At 69.5% G+C, this 17,880-nt stretch carries 20 protein-coding genes; 11 read left to right on the top strand and 9 right to left on the bottom strand.

Features of this window, described 5'->3' with window-relative positions; all coding sequences use genetic code 11:
• Positions 1 to 35: 35 nt before the first annotated feature.
• Together R4I43_RS31755 and R4I43_RS31750 are read right to left on the bottom strand one after the other, a co-directional pair.
• Positions 36 to 269, bottom strand: a complete 234-nt coding sequence (locus R4I43_RS31755; RefSeq protein ID WP_324269409.1) for a hypothetical protein — start codon at positions 267 to 269, stop codon at positions 36 to 38.
• Complete coding sequence (locus R4I43_RS31750; RefSeq protein ID WP_324269408.1) at positions 266 to 1,420, bottom strand: collagen-like triple helix repeat-containing protein; 1,155 nt, start codon at positions 1,418 to 1,420, stop codon at positions 266 to 268. Before R4I43_RS31750 ends, R4I43_RS31755 begins: the two co-directional genes overlap by 4 nt.
• A 302-nt stretch (positions 1,421 to 1,722) precedes the next feature.
• Between R4I43_RS31750 and R4I43_RS31745 the strand changes: the two genes are divergently transcribed.
• The 4 genes from R4I43_RS31745 to R4I43_RS31730 all read left to right on the top strand — a co-directional run bounded on the left by R4I43_RS31745 (position 1,723) and on the right by R4I43_RS31730 (position 5,296).
• On the top strand, positions 1,723 to 2,319 hold the full coding sequence (locus R4I43_RS31745) for a hypothetical protein (protein WP_324269407.1): 597 nt from the start codon (positions 1,723 to 1,725) through the stop codon (positions 2,317 to 2,319).
• A complete protein-coding gene (locus tag R4I43_RS31740; protein ID WP_324269406.1) occupies positions 2,312 to 3,262 on the top strand; it encodes an SRPBCC family protein in 951 nt (316 codons plus the stop codon). Before R4I43_RS31745 ends, R4I43_RS31740 begins: the two co-directional genes overlap by 8 nt.
• Before the next feature lie 107 nt (positions 3,263 to 3,369).
• Positions 3,370 to 4,245 carry a crotonase/enoyl-CoA hydratase family protein gene (locus R4I43_RS31735; protein WP_324269405.1) on the top strand — a complete coding sequence of 292 codons (876 nt, stop codon included), beginning with the start codon at positions 3,370 to 3,372 and terminating at the stop codon, positions 4,243 to 4,245.
• A 100-nt stretch (positions 4,246 to 4,345) separates the two neighbouring features.
• Complete coding sequence (locus R4I43_RS31730; RefSeq protein ID WP_324269404.1) at positions 4,346 to 5,296, top strand: esterase/lipase family protein; 951 nt, start codon at positions 4,346 to 4,348, stop codon at positions 5,294 to 5,296.
• Between the two features lie 16 nt (positions 5,297 to 5,312).
• Here R4I43_RS31730 and R4I43_RS31725 read toward each other — a convergent pair whose 3' ends face one another.
• The 4 genes from R4I43_RS31725 to R4I43_RS31710 form a co-directional block, all read right to left on the bottom strand.
• Positions 5,313 to 5,792, bottom strand: a complete 480-nt coding sequence (locus R4I43_RS31725; protein WP_324269403.1) for a Pycsar system effector family protein — start codon at positions 5,790 to 5,792, stop codon at positions 5,313 to 5,315.
• A gap of 96 nt (positions 5,793 to 5,888) precedes the next feature.
• The gene (locus R4I43_RS31720) at positions 5,889 to 7,202 is read right to left on the bottom strand and encodes an MFS transporter (RefSeq protein ID WP_324269402.1); all 1,314 of its coding nucleotides are present in this window, start codon (positions 7,200 to 7,202) and stop codon (positions 5,889 to 5,891) included.
• A 182-nt stretch (positions 7,203 to 7,384) separates the two neighbouring features.
• Positions 7,385 to 7,639, bottom strand: coding sequence for a DUF397 domain-containing protein (locus R4I43_RS31715; protein WP_324269401.1), 255 nt, complete (start codon positions 7,637 to 7,639; stop codon positions 7,385 to 7,387).
• The gene (locus R4I43_RS31710; protein ID WP_324269400.1) at positions 7,636 to 8,493 is read right to left on the bottom strand and encodes a helix-turn-helix domain-containing protein; all 858 of its coding nucleotides are present in this window, start codon (positions 8,491 to 8,493) and stop codon (positions 7,636 to 7,638) included. Before R4I43_RS31710 ends, R4I43_RS31715 begins: the two co-directional genes overlap by 4 nt.
• A 121-nt stretch (positions 8,494 to 8,614) precedes the next feature.
• Between R4I43_RS31710 and R4I43_RS31705 the strand changes: the two genes are divergently transcribed.
• Both R4I43_RS31705 and R4I43_RS31700 read left to right on the top strand, forming a co-directional pair.
• Positions 8,615 to 8,833, top strand: a complete 219-nt coding sequence (locus tag R4I43_RS31705) for a zinc finger protein (RefSeq protein WP_324269399.1) — start codon at positions 8,615 to 8,617, stop codon at positions 8,831 to 8,833.
• Positions 8,834 to 9,016: 183 nt separating this feature from the next.
• Positions 9,017 to 9,526 carry a nitroreductase family protein gene (locus R4I43_RS31700; RefSeq protein ID WP_324269398.1) on the top strand — a complete coding sequence of 170 codons (510 nt, stop codon included), beginning with the start codon at positions 9,017 to 9,019 and terminating at the stop codon, positions 9,524 to 9,526.
• 9 nt (positions 9,527 to 9,535) lie between these two features.
• Here the strand turns inward: R4I43_RS31700 and R4I43_RS31695 are convergent, their stop codons facing one another.
• Positions 9,536 to 10,546 carry a hypothetical protein gene (locus R4I43_RS31695; protein ID WP_324269397.1) on the bottom strand — a complete coding sequence of 337 codons (1,011 nt, stop codon included), beginning with the start codon at positions 10,544 to 10,546 and terminating at the stop codon, positions 9,536 to 9,538.
• 138 nt (positions 10,547 to 10,684) lie between these two features.
• On the opposite strand from R4I43_RS31695, the gene R4I43_RS31690 reads away from it, so the two are divergent.
• From R4I43_RS31690 to R4I43_RS31670, 5 genes are all read left to right on the top strand, one after another.
• The gene (locus R4I43_RS31690; RefSeq protein WP_324269396.1) at positions 10,685 to 11,998 is read left to right on the top strand and encodes an MFS transporter; all 1,314 of its coding nucleotides are present in this window, start codon (positions 10,685 to 10,687) and stop codon (positions 11,996 to 11,998) included.
• On the top strand, positions 11,995 to 13,614 hold the full coding sequence (locus R4I43_RS31685) for an AMP-binding protein (RefSeq protein WP_324269395.1): 1,620 nt from the start codon (positions 11,995 to 11,997) through the stop codon (positions 13,612 to 13,614). Before R4I43_RS31690 ends, R4I43_RS31685 begins: the two co-directional genes overlap by 4 nt.
• Before the next feature lie 63 nt (positions 13,615 to 13,677).
• Positions 13,678 to 14,301, top strand: a complete 624-nt coding sequence (locus R4I43_RS31680; RefSeq protein ID WP_324269394.1) for a ClpP family protease — start codon at positions 13,678 to 13,680, stop codon at positions 14,299 to 14,301.
• The gene (locus R4I43_RS31675; RefSeq protein ID WP_324269393.1) at positions 14,298 to 14,888 is read left to right on the top strand and encodes a ClpP family protease; all 591 of its coding nucleotides are present in this window, start codon (positions 14,298 to 14,300) and stop codon (positions 14,886 to 14,888) included. Before R4I43_RS31680 ends, R4I43_RS31675 begins: the two co-directional genes overlap by 4 nt.
• A gap of 79 nt (positions 14,889 to 14,967) precedes the next feature.
• Complete coding sequence (locus tag R4I43_RS31670; RefSeq protein WP_324269392.1) at positions 14,968 to 16,419, top strand: amidase; 1,452 nt, start codon at positions 14,968 to 14,970, stop codon at positions 16,417 to 16,419.
• A 7-nt stretch (positions 16,420 to 16,426) separates the two neighbouring features.
• Here R4I43_RS31670 and R4I43_RS31665 read toward each other — a convergent pair whose 3' ends face one another.
• Positions 16,427 to 16,747: a helix-turn-helix domain-containing protein gene (locus R4I43_RS31665; RefSeq protein WP_324269391.1), complete on the bottom strand. Its 321-nt coding sequence runs from the start codon at positions 16,745 to 16,747 to the stop codon at positions 16,427 to 16,429.
• A gap of 90 nt (positions 16,748 to 16,837) precedes the next feature.
• Positions 16,838 to 17,770: a S1C family serine protease gene (locus R4I43_RS31660; RefSeq protein WP_324269390.1), complete on the bottom strand. Its 933-nt coding sequence runs from the start codon at positions 17,768 to 17,770 to the stop codon at positions 16,838 to 16,840.
• Positions 17,771 to 17,880: the final 110 nt, after the last annotated feature.

Here is a 17,880-nt window from a genome sequence, read left to right as displayed (position 1 = left end):
CACGAACCGGGGCCCGCGCACCGGCAGGAGCCGCGTCAGCCGGCGTCCGGGTCGAGGTGGGCCTCGATCCGGTAGTCGACCTGGACGTCGCGGTAGGTCTCGTCCTCGCGGACCGGGTCGGGGAGGTTGGTCCGGTCGCTCCCGGAGGTGGATCGGTCGTCGGCGTCCCCGGAGAACTCGACGCTGGTCTCGGGCGCTTCGGAGAAGGTGATCTCCTCCGCGCGCACCGAGCTCGTGAAGGTCACGTCCGGTTCGTCCTCGGGGGTCATCGGCGTCGCTCCCTTCTGGACGGACGCGATGAGGAATCGCGGCTGCTGCTGCGCGTCCTGCGATCGGAACCGCTCGTCGTGCGGCGCTTTCGAGGGCGTTCCTCGTCCGAATCGTCCTCGTCGCCGTCACTTCCGCCGCCGACGACTTCGCGCGCGCCCTTGCCCGCCTGCTCGGCGGTCTCCCCGACGTCCTCGACGGCCTCCCCCGCCCCCTCGCCGACGCTCTCCACCGCACCACCAGCACCCGAGCCCACGTCCTCCACCGCACCACCAGCACCCGAGCCGACATCCTCGACCGCACCACCAGCACCCGAGCCGACATCCTCGACCGCACCACCAGCACCCGAGCCGACATCCTCCACCGCACCACCAGCACCCGACCCCACGTCCTCCACGGCCGAACCGGCACCCGACCCCACGTCCTCCACGGCCGAACCGGCACCCGACCCCACGTCCTCCACGGCCGAACCGGCACCCGACCCCACGTCCTCCACGGCCGAACCGGCACCCGACCCCACGTCCTTCACAGCCGATCCGGCCCCCTCGCCGACGTCCTCCACGGCCGAGCCCGCGCCCTCGCCGACGCTCTCCACCGCGCTCCCGGCGCCGGAGCCCACGTCCTTCACCGCTGAACCGGCACCTTCGCCGACGTCCTCGACGGCTTCTCCGGCACCCGCGCCCACGTCCTTGACGGCCGAGCCCGCGCCCTCGCCGACGTCCTCCACGGCGCGCCCCAGGCTCTGGGTGAGGTTCTCCAGGATCTGCGGGTTGCGGTCGATGGTCGTCAGGACCCGGTCGAGCACTTTGGCGACGTTGTCCAGGCGGACCTTGAGGAGGGCCTGCGCCTCCACGCCCTTGATCTGCAGCGCGACGCGCCCCAGCTCGGCGTCGACGCCGACGTTGAGCTTGAGCAGGTCGAGGACTTCGGCCTGCAGCGACACCCGGGCGCGCAGGTTCTCCACCTCGAGGCTGATCTCGTCGACCTTGACGACGGGAACGTCCAGGTAGACGTCCGGGTACTCGTCCTTGTGCCCGTCCTTGTGCCCGTCCCCGGACGCCTCTCCCCCGGACACCTGTTCGCCCTCGACGCCGGCTTCCACCAGCTCAGCGTCGTATCGGCCTTCTTCCGGCTGCTCGTCCCTGTCGGCCATCGTCGAATCCCCTCGCTCTCGCGCGGTGGCAGGCGCGGTCCGCGCTCGTGTCCAGCCTTGGTCGAGGGGTTTCCGACGGAGAAGAGGAATTCGACTCTACGAACCGCGGCAGCGCGCTCCTAGGTTCGTCCGCGGGCACCTCTCTTGGCCGCGTCACGCGATCATGCGGTTGACCAGCGCCAACATCATGGCGGCCCGCACCTGGACGATTTTCGGTGTCGATGTGTGCACGCACCCGTCCGGGGGTACGTCTGACTCGGACTGCACTTCGCAGCCCGAGGAATTCCTCGCAGGAGGTCGGGATGAAGCAGGGACCTCAGATCGCGACGGCAGTGGCGATCGGCTACGCGCTCGGTCGCAGCCGCCGGATGAAACTGGCACTCATGGTCGGCGGGGTCGTCCTCGGGCGGCGCATGGGCGATCCCAAGGAGCTGCTGGCGAAGGCCGGCGGAGCGGTGGCCCCCTCCGGCGAGCTCGGCGGCGCGCTCCGCGACCGTCTCGCCGAAGCGGCCAGGACGGCAGCCGTCGCCGCCGCGAGCAACGAGATCAAGTCCCTGAGCGACAACCTCTCCGAACGCGCCGCTCAAATCCGCTCCCCGCAGTCGGATTCATCGGAAGCCGAGGACGACGGGGAGGTCTCCTCGGAGGGCCCGGAGACTCCGGAGCAGCGCACCTCGAGCGAGGACGAACCGAGATCGGAGTCTTCGGAGAAGCGCACCTCGAGCGAGGACGAACCGGAATCGGAGTCTTCGGAGAAGCGCTCATCAACCGCGGACGACCAGCAGGCCGAGCCGGGCACGCGGGCTCGCGCACCGCGCAAGCCCTCCGCCCCGAGGAAGAAGGCCGCGGCGGGTTCGTCCAGCGGATCGAACCGCAGGTCAGGTGGGAACGATGGCTGAGACCGATCAGCGCGACAAGAGCCTGACGGACGAGCTCCCGCTCGACCGCCTCAAGGAGGCCGGGCAGGAACTCCTCGAAGCGGTGGTCTCCCGGGCGGTCGGCTCGGCCACCGGCAAGGTCACCGACCTCACCGACAGGCTGACCAGCGTCGCCGACAACGGCGGTTCCGGCCTGACCGCAGCGCTCACCGGCGCCAAGGACCTCGCCGAGGGGAAGTCACCGATGAAGGCCGCTCTCGGCGCCGGGATCGCCGGCGCGAAGGACAAGGTCAAGCAAGCCGTCGGCGGAGGCGGAGGTGGGGGCAGCAGCGACGCGAAGGTCGTCAACATCATCGAGGAGTTCGACGTCGGGATCCCGCTCCGCGTCGCCTACAACCAGTGGACCACGTTCGAGGACTTCCCCAGCTTCACCAGGAAGGTCGAGAAGGTCGAGCAGGAGTCCGACGAGAAGATCACCTGGCGGGCGCAGATCTTCTTCTCCCACCGCGATTGGGAGTCCACCATCGTCGAACAGGTCCCCGACGAGCGGATCGTGTGGAAGTCGACCGGCGCCAAGGGGTACGTCGACGGTGCCGTGACCTTCCACGAGCTCGCTCCGACGATGACGCGCGTGCTGCTCGTCTGCGAGTACTACCCGCAGGGCTTCTTCGAGAAGACCGCGAACCTGTGGCGGGCGCAGGGACGACGCGTGCGGTCGGACTTCAAGCACATCAAGCGGCACATGATGACGCGCACCATCCTCGACCAGGAGGAGGTCGAGGGCTGGCGCGGCGAGATCCGCGACGAGGAGGTCGTCAAAACCCACGAGGAAGCGCTCGACGAGGAAGACGAGGCCGACGGGACAGAAGAGACGGACGAGGGCGAAGACTTCGAAGACGAGTACGAGACCGAAGACGAGGAGGAGGAGGAGCGGGTACCCGCTCAGGCCTCGCGGAAGAGCTGAACCGCTTCTCGTGATCAGGGCCACGTCGATTCCGCGCACGGCTGTGCCAACATCGGTGAACGATCCGGCCTGCGCAGGGTCCACGACCCGACCACGAGGAGACGAGTGTGGAACTGAGCACCATCCGCCACGACGTCACCGACGGCGTACTCGTCGTCACGCTCCACCGCCCCGACCAGCTCAACGCCTTCACGCCCACGATGGCCGACGAGCTGGAGGAGACGTTCGTTCAGGTCAACGACGACTACTCGGTCCGCGCGGTCGTGGTGACCGGGGCGGGCCGGGCGTTCTGCGCGGGGATGGACCTCAGCAGCGAGGGCAACGTCTTCGGCCTCGACGAGTCCAAGTCTCCGACGCTGGCCGACATGCAGGACCTCTCCTCCCCGGAGCTGCGCCGCGTCCGCGACACCGGTGGGCGGGTCACGCTGGCCATCCACGACTGCCGCAAGCCCGTCATCGCCGCCATCAACGGCGCCGCCGTCGGCATCGGCGCGACGATGACGCTGGCGATGGACGCGCGGCTGCTGTCGAGCAAGGCGCGGTTCGGCCTGGTCTTCGGCCGGCTCGGCATCGTGCCCGAGGCCGCCTCGACGTGGTTCCTGCCCCGCATCGTGGGCATGTCGAAGGCGCTCGACCTCGTCTACCGGGCCGACGTCCTCGACGCCGCCGCGACGGCGGAGGCCGGCCTGGCCGACGCCGTGCACGAGCCCGATGACCTGCTGGATTCCGCCTTGGAGCTCGCCGACGCCTGGACCAAGGGCAAGTCGCCGGTCGCGACCGCTCTCACGCGGCAGATGATGCGCCGCAACAGCGCCCTCGACCACCCCCGCGAGGCGCACCGGATCGACTCGCTGGCGATGTTCCACACCAGCATCGGCGACGGCGCGGAGGGCGTCGCGGCGTTCACCGAGAAGCGCGATCCGGAGTTCCGCGGCCGGGCCTCCGAGCTCCCCGCGTTCTACGACGAGTGGACGGGTCGCTGAGGGCGAGCAATTCTGGTCCTCGATGCCCCGGAAATCGGATTGCGGGGCGGTCGAGATCGCCCTAGCGTTGATCGAACGTCAACCTGGGGGATGATGTTCGATGAGCGATCACCTGTGGCGGCGGTTGTCCGCGGCGGCTCTCGCCGCGGGTCTCTGCGCGAGCGCGCCCGCAGCGGCCTCGGCTGAACCGGCCGCTGCCGATTCCAAGCCGGTGCTGCTGGTCCACGGCTACAACGAAGGCGCCGACGCGCACTGCGACGAGCTGTGGGCGGACGCGAAGGCCGAGTTCAGCGGCCGGTCGGCGCGGACGATCGGCTACTACCAGGACGACTCGGGCTGCGCCGAGTACGTCGACGGCAAGGCGAACAACGACAACGAGACGCCGATCCAGGACATCGCGGAGGAATTCGCGAACCACATCTACTCCGACTACACCAGCAAGGGTCAGTCGGTGGACGTCGTCGCCCACTCGATGGGCGGTCTGGTCAGCCGCGTCGCGATCCTCGGGACCCGCGAGAAGTGGGAGGGTTTCCCGCCGAAGGTGGACGTCGAGGACGTCGTCACGCTCGGCACCCCGCACGGCGGGATCACCAAGGACCCGTGCTCGGACCCGGCCGATTGCACCCACCAGTGGTGGCAGATGACGCGCGCCCAAGACGGCGGGTCGGGTTTCATCAGCAAGCTGCACGAGTCGAAGGACGGTGCCGAGGACCGGGGGTTCGACGACCCGTGGGCCGAGGGGATCGACTGGAGCCTGGTCGGGTCCGAAGAGGACACGACGGTGGCCTACGACCGGGCCATCGACGAGGGCTACTGGGCGCACCAGAAGTACGGGTTCGACGAAGACCTGAACAACAACGGCGATCCGGACTGCACGAGCCCGAAGAACATCGACCACCAGGCCATCCGGGAAGTCCGCGACGGCGACTTCTGCCTCCGGTACTGGCACCACGGTGACAACGGGGGCCCGTTCACCACGGACAAGGGTTGGGCCCCGCTGGAAATCGCGCGCAACGCGATCAACCACGAGGGCGACAACCTCCCGCGCTGAAGTTCCGGCGGTGGCGTCACCACTGCGATGACGCCACCGCCAGCACCGCCGTGATCACGCCAGCGCCGATGAGCAACGTCGCCAGCCGCACCCTGCGGAACTTCGTCGCACCGAGCCGGGAGATGGTGAGCAGCTGCTGCCGGTACCAGCGCTGCGGGTCGTCGACGATCCTCTCGACGAAACCCGCCATCTCCTCGTCGGTCATCCGCCTGCTGTTGTGGAAACCGCTGCCGCGCAGGTGCGGTCGCACCACGGCGAGCAGGAGCAGCACCGCCAGCAGCAACAGCACCAGCGCGCACCACAGCACCGCCCGCCCGGTGGCGGGCAGCGGGATCCGCTGGACCGCCGCAGCGCCCACCGTCACGATCGGGCCGAACACCGCGAGCAGCACGCTCGCCTTCGTGTCGGTCCGGGCGATCGCGGCGTCCGCTCGCGCCAGCTCCGTCCGCAGCACCTCCAGCGCGGCATCGCCGTCCCGCTCCTCGACTCGCGCCACAGCGCAGCTCCCGTCGTCCGTCCCGCGATCACGGTGACGATACGGCGAGAACCCGCCCCGCGGGTGGGATCTCGCGAAGTTCGACCCCGCCCGGGATCAGGAGTTCAAGTCCGCTCCCCTGGGTTCCTTCACGGCGGTGACGGCGGCGAAGGAGATGACGCTCAGCGCCATGATGTAGGCGCCGACCGAGTAGGCGCTGCCGGTGGCCTGGGTGAGGGCTTGGGCGATGGTCGGCGCGAAGGCACCGCCGAGGATGGCGCCGAAGGCGTAGCCGATCGAGACGCCGGAGTAGCGGACCCTGGCCGGGAACATCTCGGCGTACATCGCCGACATCGGCCCGTAGGACAGCCCGATGCCGAACGACAGCACGACGATGGCCAGCGCGAACATCACGCCGCTGCCGGTCTCCATCATCAGGAACATCGGCAGCATCCACACGAACACCGCCGCGTAGCCGATCTGGAAGGTCCGCACCCGCCCGATCCGGTCGGACAGCGCGCCCGAGTGCACGGTGAACACCAGCCACCCGACTGCGCCGACGATCGTCGCCAGCAGCACCGTAGGACGGGACAGCCCGAGGGTCTTGCCGTAGCTGAGGAAGTAGGCGATGACCAGGTATCCGGCGGCGTTGTTGGCGATGAAGATCAGCGCGGCCAGCACCACGTTGCGGGTGTTGCTCCGGAACAGCTCCGTCAGCGGCGCCGAGGAGTAGGCCTTGCGCTCAAGCAGCTCCTTGAAGACCGGGCTCTCCTCGACGAGGCGGCGCACCAGGTAGCCGAACACGATGAGCACCACCGACACCAGGAACGGGATCCGCCAGCCCCACGAGTTGAACTGCTCCTCGCTGGTGGAGGAGCTGATCACCCACAGCACGCCGGTGGCCAGGATCAACCCGAGCGGCACACCCGTCTGCGGGTAGGAGCCGAAGTACCCGCGCTTGCCCTTGGGCGCGTGCTCGACCGCCATCAGCGCCGCGCCGCCCCACTCCCCACCAGCGGAGAAGCCCTGCAGGATGCGCAGCACGATCAGCAGGATCGGCGCGGCGACACCGATCTGCGCGTAGGTCGGCAGCAGCCCGATCAGCGCCGTCGCCGAACCCATCATGATCAGCGTCATCACCAGCATCGCCTTGCGCCCGAGCCGGTCGCCGAACCGGCCGGCGATCACGGCCCCGAGCGGCCGGAACAGGAAGCTGATGCCGATCGTCGCCAGCGACAGCAAGCTGGCCACCCCCGGCGCGTCATTGCTCAGCGGCGCGAAGAAGTGCGGCGCGAACACCAGGCTCGCGGCCTGCGCGTAGATGAAGAAGTCGTACCACTCGATGGTCGTCCCGACGAGCGTGCTGGCCAGCAGCCGCCGCTCGTCCCGAGTGCGCCCAGCGCCCGCAGCGTGCTGCACGGAGTCCGACATGGCTGAACCTCGTTGTTCCGTCGTCCTTGTCCTGGGTGTCTGTCTAGTCGGGACGACGCGCCAGGTCGAGAGCCCAGCCACAACGATTCACGACGAATCCGCTCCTCGCACGTTGCCCAGAAGGTCTGCTTCAGCCGAAATAGCTGTCCGTAGTCAGATCGGCACCGTCCGAAGCGACGCCCTCACCGCACGAACCGGTCGCCCTTGACCGCGTCGATGAACGCCCGCCACTGCGACGGCGTTGCGGTGAGGTGCCCCGCGTCCGGCACCTTCGAATCACGCACCGCGGCGTGGCCGGACAAGTCCCCCACCTCGACGCAGTCTCCGTTGGGGTGGCTGAAGCTGGACTTCCGCCAGCCGACCACGTGACCGACCTCGACGCAGTTCCCGTTCGGGTGGCTGTGCGAGGACTTCCGCCAACCCTGGATCTCACTCATCTCTCGATCCCTTTCTCCTCGGCGATCCTGCCTATGAGCTCCGCGCTAGCTTCAGGGCTCAGAGCCAGCTTGCCGATCGCACCGATTGCTTGTCGATACTCCTGCACATCAACGACATCGACGACGAAGGCGCCAGAGCTGTAGTGCTCGAAGTGAACCGTCGCCGGGGAATCGGGGAACTCGTAGAGCACGAACGGACCGACCAGCCCTGGGTGCCAGCCGACGAGCGAGGGAACCACCTGGATCGTCACGTTGTCCCGGCTGGCCATGTCTCGGAGGTGCGCGAGCTGATCGGCCATGACCTCGGAGGGACCGATCTGGTCGCGGAGCGCGTATTCACCGATCAAGGCGTGCAGCCGCAGCGGAGACCTTCGGGTGAGCACCTCGCGCCGTGACGCTCTCACCATCGCTCTGGTCTCGACCTCGTTCGGCGGCAAGCCCGCTGCGACGGAAGCGGCGCGGGCATATTCGGTGATCTGCAGCAGTCCGGGTACGGCCATCGGCGACCACTCAATGGCAGCCGACGCGGCACGTTCGCACTCCACCACTCCCGCGAGCTGGTGCGGAACACCAGGTATGCCAACAGTGAGCCAGTTCGGTTCACTCGCATGTCGGGCGAGGTCGACGAGTCGCCGTTTCTCCTCCCCTGTCACCCCGGCGACCGCGAGCAGCGATGCCACATCCTCCGGCGTCGGCACCCGTCGGCCGGTTTCCCAGTGCGAGATCGTCCCGTGGCTCATTCCGAGTCGTCTGCTCAGTTCTCGTCCACTGATCCCGGTTTCTTCCCGGACCGTTCGGATCGCAGCGGCGAGCGCCCGCGCTCGGGGCGTCACCGCGCTCACGTCTACAGGCATGAGACAGATCGTATGGTCGTTGACCTGGTATATCCATTCCACCATCGGGTAATTGATCAGTGCCTAGTAGACGCCGATTCTGGTCTTGACACGATCAACACGGAACCGCCTGGGGGTTGCGATGTACCAGTTCCACTGGGTGCCGGCGAACTCGTCGCGGCACGCGAGCACGGATCGGCGGCCGGACGGCGCGCTGGCCTATCCGACGGGGACCGCTGTGACGACGTTGTGCGGCAAGACCGATCAAGTCGCGGACAACTCCGAGCTCGCATGGCTGTGGTCGACCTGTCCGGAGTGCTATGAAGCGGCATTGCGGATGGCGAGGGCAGCGGACGGATGACGACCCGTCCCTGAACCTGGAACCGCTCGGCTTGACTCCGCGCCGAGCGGTTCCAGGTCGGCCGGTGCACCTTCCCCTCCCCCAGCACCGGCCGACCACCCTCGAACCAGAACGCCGCAGGCGGTGCGCCCGACCGCCGGGCTCCTCTGATCAGCGACGACGCGGGCCGATAGTGTCGGCTGCATGGTCGATGGACTCCGAGCGCTGGCATCGCTGCGGGCTACCCGGTGGTTCACCGAGGACGAGGTGGGCGACGACGTGCTGCGGCAGGTGCTGGAGACCGCGCGGTGGACGGGGTCCGCGCGCAATCGCCAGCCCTGGCGGTTCCACACCGTGCGGGATCCGGCCACGCGCGCGGAGCTGAGCCGCTGCGGCGCCTACGCGGTGCACCTGCGGACGGCGCCCGTGGTGCTGCTGCTCGCCCTCGACCACAGCTGGGGCGACGCCGAGTTCGACGGCGGCCGGGTGGCCCAGAACATCATGCTGGCCGCGCACGCGCTCGGCCTCGGTTCGTGCCCGGTGACGTTCTTCCCGGACGACAACGTCGAGCGGGTCACCGCTCTCGCGGGATTCAGCGCCCCGTGGCAGGTCCGCACCGGCATCGCACTGGGCCACCCCGCCCCCACCCCAGCCGGCCGCTCAGCGATCCCCACCGGCAGACACACCCTCGACACCCTCTGGACCTCCGACTAGCCCTCCGGATCACCGGGTTTCCGCGGTCTCGCGCTGCTGCTCCGGCCCGCGGATCAGCCTATGGCCCCGCAGTCCGAGCCAGGTCAGCATCGCCAGCACCGCTACGACGAGGTATTCGATCAGCGGGATGCGCACGATCTCGTCGAGTTCCAGCAAGGACCGGGTCGAGTACACCGCGATCGCCGCGCCGAGGTGGAAGGCGACCAACGTCCACCGGGTGCGCTTGGACAGGCCCAGGCCGTGCATCTGCGTGATGACGAAGACCGCGAGGAATCCGAACAGGAACATCGGCCACATTCCGCCCGGCCCGGAGTTCATCACCGCCACCAGCGTTCCGTGCACGGCCACCAGCAGTTCCAGGGTCAACGTCCACCAGCGGTCGGTGTGCGCCCGGGTGAAGAAGATGCTGCCCTGCAGCAGCAGCAGGAACATGTAGGCGAAACCGATCAGGTGGCCGCTCGTGGTCTCCATCGGGTGGTACCAGAACGTGTAGATCGCCGCCCAGCTGAACAGGTACCCGTGGTACTTGCGGAAGAACGCGGTGACCTCAGCGGAGATCGGGGCCGGCCTGCCGAAGAACATGCCCCGGCGGCGGTTTTCCAACACCAGCACAACGATGAGCAGCAGGATCACCGAACCCTGCGACGAGAAGATGGAGACGTCCTGCGCGAGTCCGTCGTAGAACACCTGCGTCTGCAGCTCGTGCAGCGCGATGAAGCCGAGGTTGGCCGCTAGCGCGACGACGTTCACCGGGTGCAGTCCGCCGGTGCAGTCGCGGACGCGCCGCTGCGCGTAGCAGATCAGCCCCCAGCTGACCAGTTGGTGTGCCGCGTACCCGGACCACGCCGACGCCCTGGTCCAGAACGTGGGTTCCGGGAGTTTCCAGTAGTACCAGGAAGCGCCCTGGTCGGGCAGCAACGCGATGTCGCCGAGCCACCAACCGCCCGCCCACACCCCGGCGGTGAGCACCAGGCACACCGCCGCTCCCGCCCCGAGCACCGTGCGCGCGTTGTTCGGCATGCCGCCCATTATCGCGTGAGACCCGGGGAGCTCTGGCGCGTTTCGCCTTGCGCGACCAAGTTGTCCGTTCTTGACCTGGGCTGACCGGCGACGTAGCTTGCCTAGCAAGCGCTTGGTTCGGATGAGGCGGGTGTGCCAATGGCGATGCCGGAGTCGGTTCCTGTTTCGGAGGCGGTCGGTCGCACCCGCGAAGTGCGGAAGGTGGCCCTGTCCGGGCTTTTGGGCACCGTGATCGAGTACTACGACTTCCTGCTGTACTCGACGATGGCGGCGCTGGTGTTCGGGACGCTGTACTTCCCGGGTTCGAGTCCCGCGGTGTCCACCATCGCCGCGTTCGGGACGTTGGCGGCCGGGTACGTGGCGCGGCCGCTCGGCGGGTTGGTGTTCGGGCACTTCGGCGACAAGCTCGGGCGCAAGTCCGCGCTGGTCATAAGCATGGTGCTGATGGGCGTGGCGAGCGTGCTCATCGGCGTGCTGCCCACCTACTCCTCGATCGGGCTGACCGCTCCGGTGCTGCTGGTGCTGCTGCGCTGCGTGCAGGGCATCGCGGTCGGTGGCGAGTACGGCGGGGCTGCGCTGATGGTCATCGAGCACGCCGATGCGCGACGTCGCGGCACCTGGGTGGGGATCATGCAGGCCGGTTCGCCGCTCGGTTCGCTGCTGTCGAACGGGGCCGTGGCGCTGGTGACGTTGCTGCCCCGGGAGGACTTCGTCTCGTGGGGCTGGCGGATCCCGTTCCTGGCCAGCGCCGTGCTGCTGATCATCGGGCTGTACGTGCGGTTGAGCGTGGTGGAGAGCCCGCTGTTCCGGCAGGCGATGGAGAAGGCCGGCGAGCGGGAGCCGCTGCCGCTGCTGCGGGTGCTGCGGCGACCGCGCGCGGTGCTGCTGGCCTGCGCTGCGGGGATCGGGCCGTTCGCGATGACGGCGCTGATCGGTTCGCACAGCGTCGCCTACGCCAAGGGCCTCGGCTACGACCTGCCGGACATCATGCGGGCTCACCTGCTGATCAGCCTCACCGGGCTGATCGGCATCCCGCTCTTCTCGGCGCTGTCTGATCGCCTCGGGCGGCGGCGGGTGCTGCTGATCGGCGCCGCGGGCGCGGTGCTGTTCGCGTTCCCGATGTACGCCCTGCTGGAGCTGCGGACGGTGCCGGCGATGATCGCGGCTCTGGTCATCGCCCAGGTCTTCCAGAACCTGATGTACGCGCCGCTGGCGCCGATGCTGTCGGAGATGTTCGGCACCCGCGTCCGCTACACCGGTGTGTCGCTGGGGTACCAGATGGCGAGCCTGATCGGGGCGGGCTTCACGCCGATGATCGCCGCCACCCTCGTGGCGAGCACCGGCGGCTCGAGCCTGCCGCTGAGCTGCATCATCGTGGGTGCGGTCGGCATTTCGATCGTCTCCGTGCTGCTGGTCTCGGAGACCCGGGGCAAGGACCTGGCCGGATCGTGAGGACCTTCGCCGAGATCGTGCACGCGCGCGCCCGCGACGAGCGGGTCGGGCTGCGCTTCGGCGACCAGGTGTGGACCTGGGCGCAGGTCGTGGCAGAGGGGTCGCGGCGCGCCGGTCTGCTGCGCAGGCGCGGCGTGCGGCACGTCGGGGTGCTGCTGGAGAACGTGCCGGACTACGTGTTCTGGATCGTGGCCGCCGCGCTGGAGGGCGCGGTGGTGGTCGGGATCAACCCGACGCGGCGCGGGTCCGGTCTCGCCCGCGACATCCGGCACACCGACTGCGATCTCATCGTCACCGAGAACCGGCTGGCGGGGCTGCTCGACGGGCTGGATCACGGGGCGGCGGTGCTCAACATCGACTGCGACGACCTCGACCTGGTCGACGAGGAGCTGCCGGCACGACTGCCGGATGCGGCACGAACGTTGCTGCTGCTGTTCAGCTCCGGATCGACCGACGCCCCGAAAGCGGTGATCTGCTCGCAGGGGCGACTCGGTGCGCTGGCGGAATCGCTGGCGGCGCGCACCGAGCTCACCCGGGATTCGGTGTCGTACCTGTGCATGCCGCTGTTCCACGGCAATTCGGCGATGATGAACCTGGCTCCCGCGATGCACGCCGGGTCGACGGTGTGCCTGGCTCGCAAGTTCTCCGCTTCCGGGTTCGCCCGCGACATCCACCGCTACGGCGTGACTTTCGTGAACTACGTGGGCCGGACCCTGTCCTACGTGCTCGCCCAGCCCGAAGGCCCGGACGACCGGTGCAGCGCCCTGCAGCTCGCGATGGGCACGGAGGCCTCGCCCGCTGACGCGCAGCGGTTCGCCGAGCGCTTCGGCTGCCAGGTGTCCGAGGGCTACGGCATGAGCGAAGGCGTGCTGCGGATCAACCGGACTCCCGAAAGCCCGCCGGATTCCCTGGGGTTGCCGGTCGGTGGCGCTGATGTCCGCGTGCTGCGGGAGGACACCGGCAGCGAGTGCCCGCCGGCGGAGTTCGACGAGCACGGGCGCCTGCTCAACGCCGACGAGGCGATCGGGCAGATCGTCGCCGTCGACCGGGCCGGGGCATTCGAGGGCTACTACCGGAACCCGGAAGCGCAGGCGGAACGCGTTCGGGGCGAGGACTTCTGGACCGGCGACCTCGCCTACCGCGACGCCGACGGCTACTTCTACTTCGCGGGCCGCACCGCCGACTGGCTCCGCGTCGACGGCGAGAACTTCGCCGCAGCCTCCCTGGAACGCGTCCTCCACCGCTGGGATCCCGTCGAGGCGGTCGCCGTCTACGCGGTGCCGGATCCGCGCACCGGTGACCAGGTCATGGCCGCCCTCCAGCTCCGAGGTGACTTCGACCCGGACGCCTTCGCCGAATTCCTGTCCGCTCAGCCCGACCTGGGCACCAAGTGGGTCCCCCGCTTCGTCCGCATCACCGCCGACATCCCCACCACGGCCAGCAACAAGACGGCCAAAGCTCCCCTGCGCCGAGCGGCCTGGCGGACCGAGGACCCCGTCTACCACCGCCCGGGCCCCAGCCCCGACTACCGCCTCCTCACACCGGCCGCCCGCGACGAGTGGGAACAGCCCTTCACCACCCACGGCCGCGCGGCACTGCTCCCACCGCGCTGCTGAGGGCGGATCTGCTGTGGGCAGCATGGGGCGCCGGACCCGGGCGTTCGGCGGCAGGGTGGGGGCATGAGCGATGACCAGAAGCAGCCGATGTTCGACCACCGGCTTCGCGAGAAGTTCCTCAGCCAGCGGGTTCTGGTGCTCGACGGACCGCTGGACGACGACAACGGCACGGTGCTGATCACGCAGATGCTCTCGCTCGCCCACGCCGATCCGGGCAAGGACATCGCGCTGTGGATCCACTCCCCCGGCGGCTCGGTGCCGTCGATGCTGGCGATCCGGGACGTGATGCGGCTCGTGCCGTGCGACGTGTCCACGCTCGCGCTCGGTTTGGCGTGCAGCGCGGGGCAGTTCCTGCTGTCGGCGGGCACGCCCGGCAAGCGCTTCGCGCTGCCGCACGCCCGGATCCTGATGCACCAGGGCTCGTCGGGCATCGGCGGTTCGGCCGTCGAAGTGGAGGTGCAGGCCGACGACCTGCGCTACACGCGGGACACGGTGCTCGGCCTGATCGCCGAGGACACCGGCCAACCCGTCGAGCGGGTCTTCGCCGACTCGCTGCACGACCGCTGGTTCAACAGCGAGCAGGCCCGCGAGTACGGGTTCGTCGACCACATCGTCGAGGGCTTGGGCCAGGTGATGCCCACGCGCACACCGATGGGCCTCAACGCGGAAACGGGGGTCCGGGCATGAGCAGCTACACGATCCCGAACGTGATCACCCGCAGCGGCAACGGCGAGCGGATCATGGACGTCTACTCGCACCTGCTCGCCGAGCGCATCGTCTACCTCGGCACGCCGATCGACTCGGGCGTCGCCAACGCGCTGATCGCCCAGCTGCTGCACCTGGAGGCCGACAGCCCCGACCGGGAGATCAACCTCTACATCAACTCCGAGGGCGGAGACCCGTCGGCGATGCTGGCGCTCTACGACACCATCCGCTACATCAAGGCCCCGGTCGCCACGACCTGCGTGGGCCAGGCGGTCGCGGCCAGCGCGGTGCTGCTCGCGGCCGGGGCTCCGGGCCATCGCGCCGTGCTGCCGCACACGCGGGTGGTGCTGCACCAGCCCGCCGCGCAGGGACGGGGCGCGATCCCGGACCTGATCCTGCAGGCCGACGAGATCGTCCGGGTCCGCACCCAGCTGGAGGAGATCCTGTCCAAGCACACCGGCCGCGACGTCCCGACGCTGCGGCACGACACCGACCGCGACCGCGTCTTCGACGCGCAGGAGGCCGTCGCCTACGGCCTGGCCGACCACGTCCTGGACGAGCGGAGTTGAGAGGAGGCCTTCCCGAGCGTTTTCCCTTGCGGGAGAAAGGATTTTATGGCTCCGGCGGCGGGCCGCTAGCGTCGGGACCATGGAGTGGAACCTTCGGTCGGCCGGAGAGCTGTTGGCCGCGTTGCGCGCTGGTGAGGTGTCCTCGGTGGAGTTGACCGAGGCGGCGATCGCTGCGATCGAACGGGATGACGGGGTGATCAACGCGATCTGCGTGCGCGACTTCGACCGCGCCCGGGAGGCTGCGCGCCAGGCCGACCGGGCGCTCCGGCGGGGCGAGGATCGGCCGCTGCTGGGCGTTCCGGTGACGGTCAAGGAGTCCTACGACGTGGCTGGGCTGCCCACGACCTGGGGCATGCCGCAGCACCGGGACTTCGTGCCGGTCGAGGACGCGGTGCAGGTGTCGCGGCTCAAGGACGCGGGCGCGGTGGTGCTGGGCAAGACCAACGTGCCCCTGGGCCTGCAGGACCTGCAGAGCTTCAACGAGATCTACGGCACCACCAACAACCCGTGGGACCACGACCGCACCTCGGGCGGCTCCTCCGGCGGATCGGCCGCGGCCCTGGCGTGCGGGTTCGGCGCGTTGTCCATCGGTTCCGACCTCGCCGGTTCGCTGCGCACGCCGGCGCACTTCTGCGGCGTCTACGCGCACAAGCCGACGCTCGGACTGGCGGCCACCCGCGGCATGGTGGCTCCGCCAGCCCCGCCGTTGCCGGTCGAGTTCGACCTCGCCGTCGTCGGTCCGATGGCCCGCACGGCGAGCGACCTCGCGCTGCTGCTCGACGTGATGGCCGGGCCGGACCCGCTGACGCTGGGCGTGGCGCACGAGGTGACGTTGCCGCCGCCGCGCCACGAGGTTCTCGGGGACTTCCGGGTTCTGGTCCTCGACGAGCATCCGCTCCTCGCGACCGGGGCCGCGGTGCGAGCGGGCGTGAACCGGGTGGCCGATGCGCTCGTCGCCAGCGGGGCCCGCGTCGAACGGCGCAGTCGCCTGCTGCCCGATCTGGCCGAAGCCGCGTCGCTCTACACGCAGTTGCTGTTCTCCGGCTCTTCGGCGCACTTCCCCGTCGCGGCCTACGAGCAGCTGCAGGTCCGCGCAGCCGCTCTGGACCCGGACGACCAGGGCCTCGACGCGGCACGGCTGCGCGGGATGGTGTTGAGCCACCGCGACTGGATCGAGGTGACCAACCGCCGCGAGCTCCACCGCCACGGCTGGCGGCAGCTGTTCACCGAGTTCGATGCCGTGCTGTGCCCGGTCACGCCGACTCCCGCGTTCCCGCACGACCACAACCCTGATCTGCTGGAACGTCGGCTCGACATCGACGACGTCGAGCACCCGTTCTTCGACCAGCTCGTCTGGGCCGGTCTGGCGACCATGCCCGGACTGCCCGCCACCGCGATTCCCGCGGGCCGGTCGCCCGGAGGTCTGCCGGTGGGCGTGCAGCTCATCGGCCCGATGTTCGAGGACCGCACCACCCTGCGGCTGGCGGAACTGCTCGAACAGCAGCTCGGCGGCTTCCAGCCACCGGTGTAGCCGACGGCTAGGCCGCCATGAGGACGGGGCCCGCTGGGTGGGCCGCACCGCGGGTGCGGCGGACGTCGCCTGCGATGTTGATGAGCAGGTCGGGCAGCTCGATGCCGAGAGCGCCGGTGATGGCGGCGATCATCTCGCTCGACGGCTCCTTGCGGCCCCGTTCGACCTCCGAGAGGTACTGCGGCGACACACCGGCTCGCTCGGCGACGTCGACGAGCCGGTCACCGAGGTCCTCCCTGGTCGTGCGCAGCGTGCGGCCGAGCTCCTCGCGCCACAGCGGCTCAGGCCTGGCCTCGCGCTTCTGCTGGAAGTCGACGACATCGCCCATGCGCCAATCCTGACATCGATCGAGCCGCCACTCCCCCGATTTCCGCTGACGGCGGAACCGATCACTCCTGCTCGCCCACGGCTGGTGCGCTCATGCCGATGTGTCTTGGAGTTCGGTGGGTTCTGCGATGACGTCGACCATCGCGCCGTTGCGGGTGACCGTGATCTGCAGGGGTCGTCCGATGGCTTCGGCGAACATCAGCCGTTGCAGGCCCTGGGCGTTGCGGACCGGCTCGCCCGCGGCCGTCAGCACGAGGTCTCCGGGGTGCAGGCCGGCCCGGTCGGCCGGGCTGCGGCGCATCACGTCGACCACGCGCAGGCCGGTGCGCTGGTCCAGGCGCGCGGCCAGGTCTTCGGGAAGCGGAGCGGGTGTGGTGACCAGGCCGAGGTAGGCGCGGCGGACCCGGCCGGAACGCATCAGCGAGTAGATGATGCGCCGCGTGGTCGAGTTGATGGGGACCGCGAGTCCGACGCCGACTCCGGCCACGGCGGTGTTGATGCCGACGACGACGCCTCGCGCGTCGGCGAGCGCCCCGCCGGAGTTGCCCGGGTTGAGCGCGGCGTCGGTCTGGATGACGTCCTCGATCACCCGCGCGGCACGACCGCCGCCCGACGGCATCGACCTGCCCAGGCCGCTGACGACCCCCGCGGTGACCGACCCGGTAAGCCCGAGCGGATTGCCCACCGCGACCACCAGCTGACCCACGACCAGCTGGTCGCTGTCGCCGAGCTCGACCGGCCTCGGGTGCTGACCGTCGACCCGCACCACCGCCAGGTCCGACAGCGGATCGGATCCGACGACGGTCAGCTCGCCGCTGGTGCCATCGGCGAAATCGGCGGTCGCCTCGCTCGATCCACCGAGGACGTGCGCGTTGGTCAGCAGGTATCCGTCGTCGGTGAACACCACCGCCGAGCCCTTGGCCTCACCCCACTCGCCGCGGGTGCGCAAGCTCGCCACGCTCGGCGTGATCGCGGCGGCGACCGAACTGACGGTGCGCGAGTAGGCGTCCATCGCGTCAGTCATCTCGACCTCCCCGCCTCGAACCACTACCCGTCAGAACACCGCGCCACCACCTGGGCATTCCCGTCGATCGCGCGGCCGTTCCACCGGGTTCAGCTGTAGGCGCGGAGGAA

It is taken from the genome of Saccharopolyspora mangrovi, assembly GCF_035320975.1.
GTDB classification, from domain to species: domain Bacteria; phylum Actinomycetota; class Actinomycetes; order Mycobacteriales; family Pseudonocardiaceae; genus Saccharopolyspora; species Saccharopolyspora mangrovi.
This window is presented reverse-complemented; position numbering and strand designations above follow the sequence as displayed.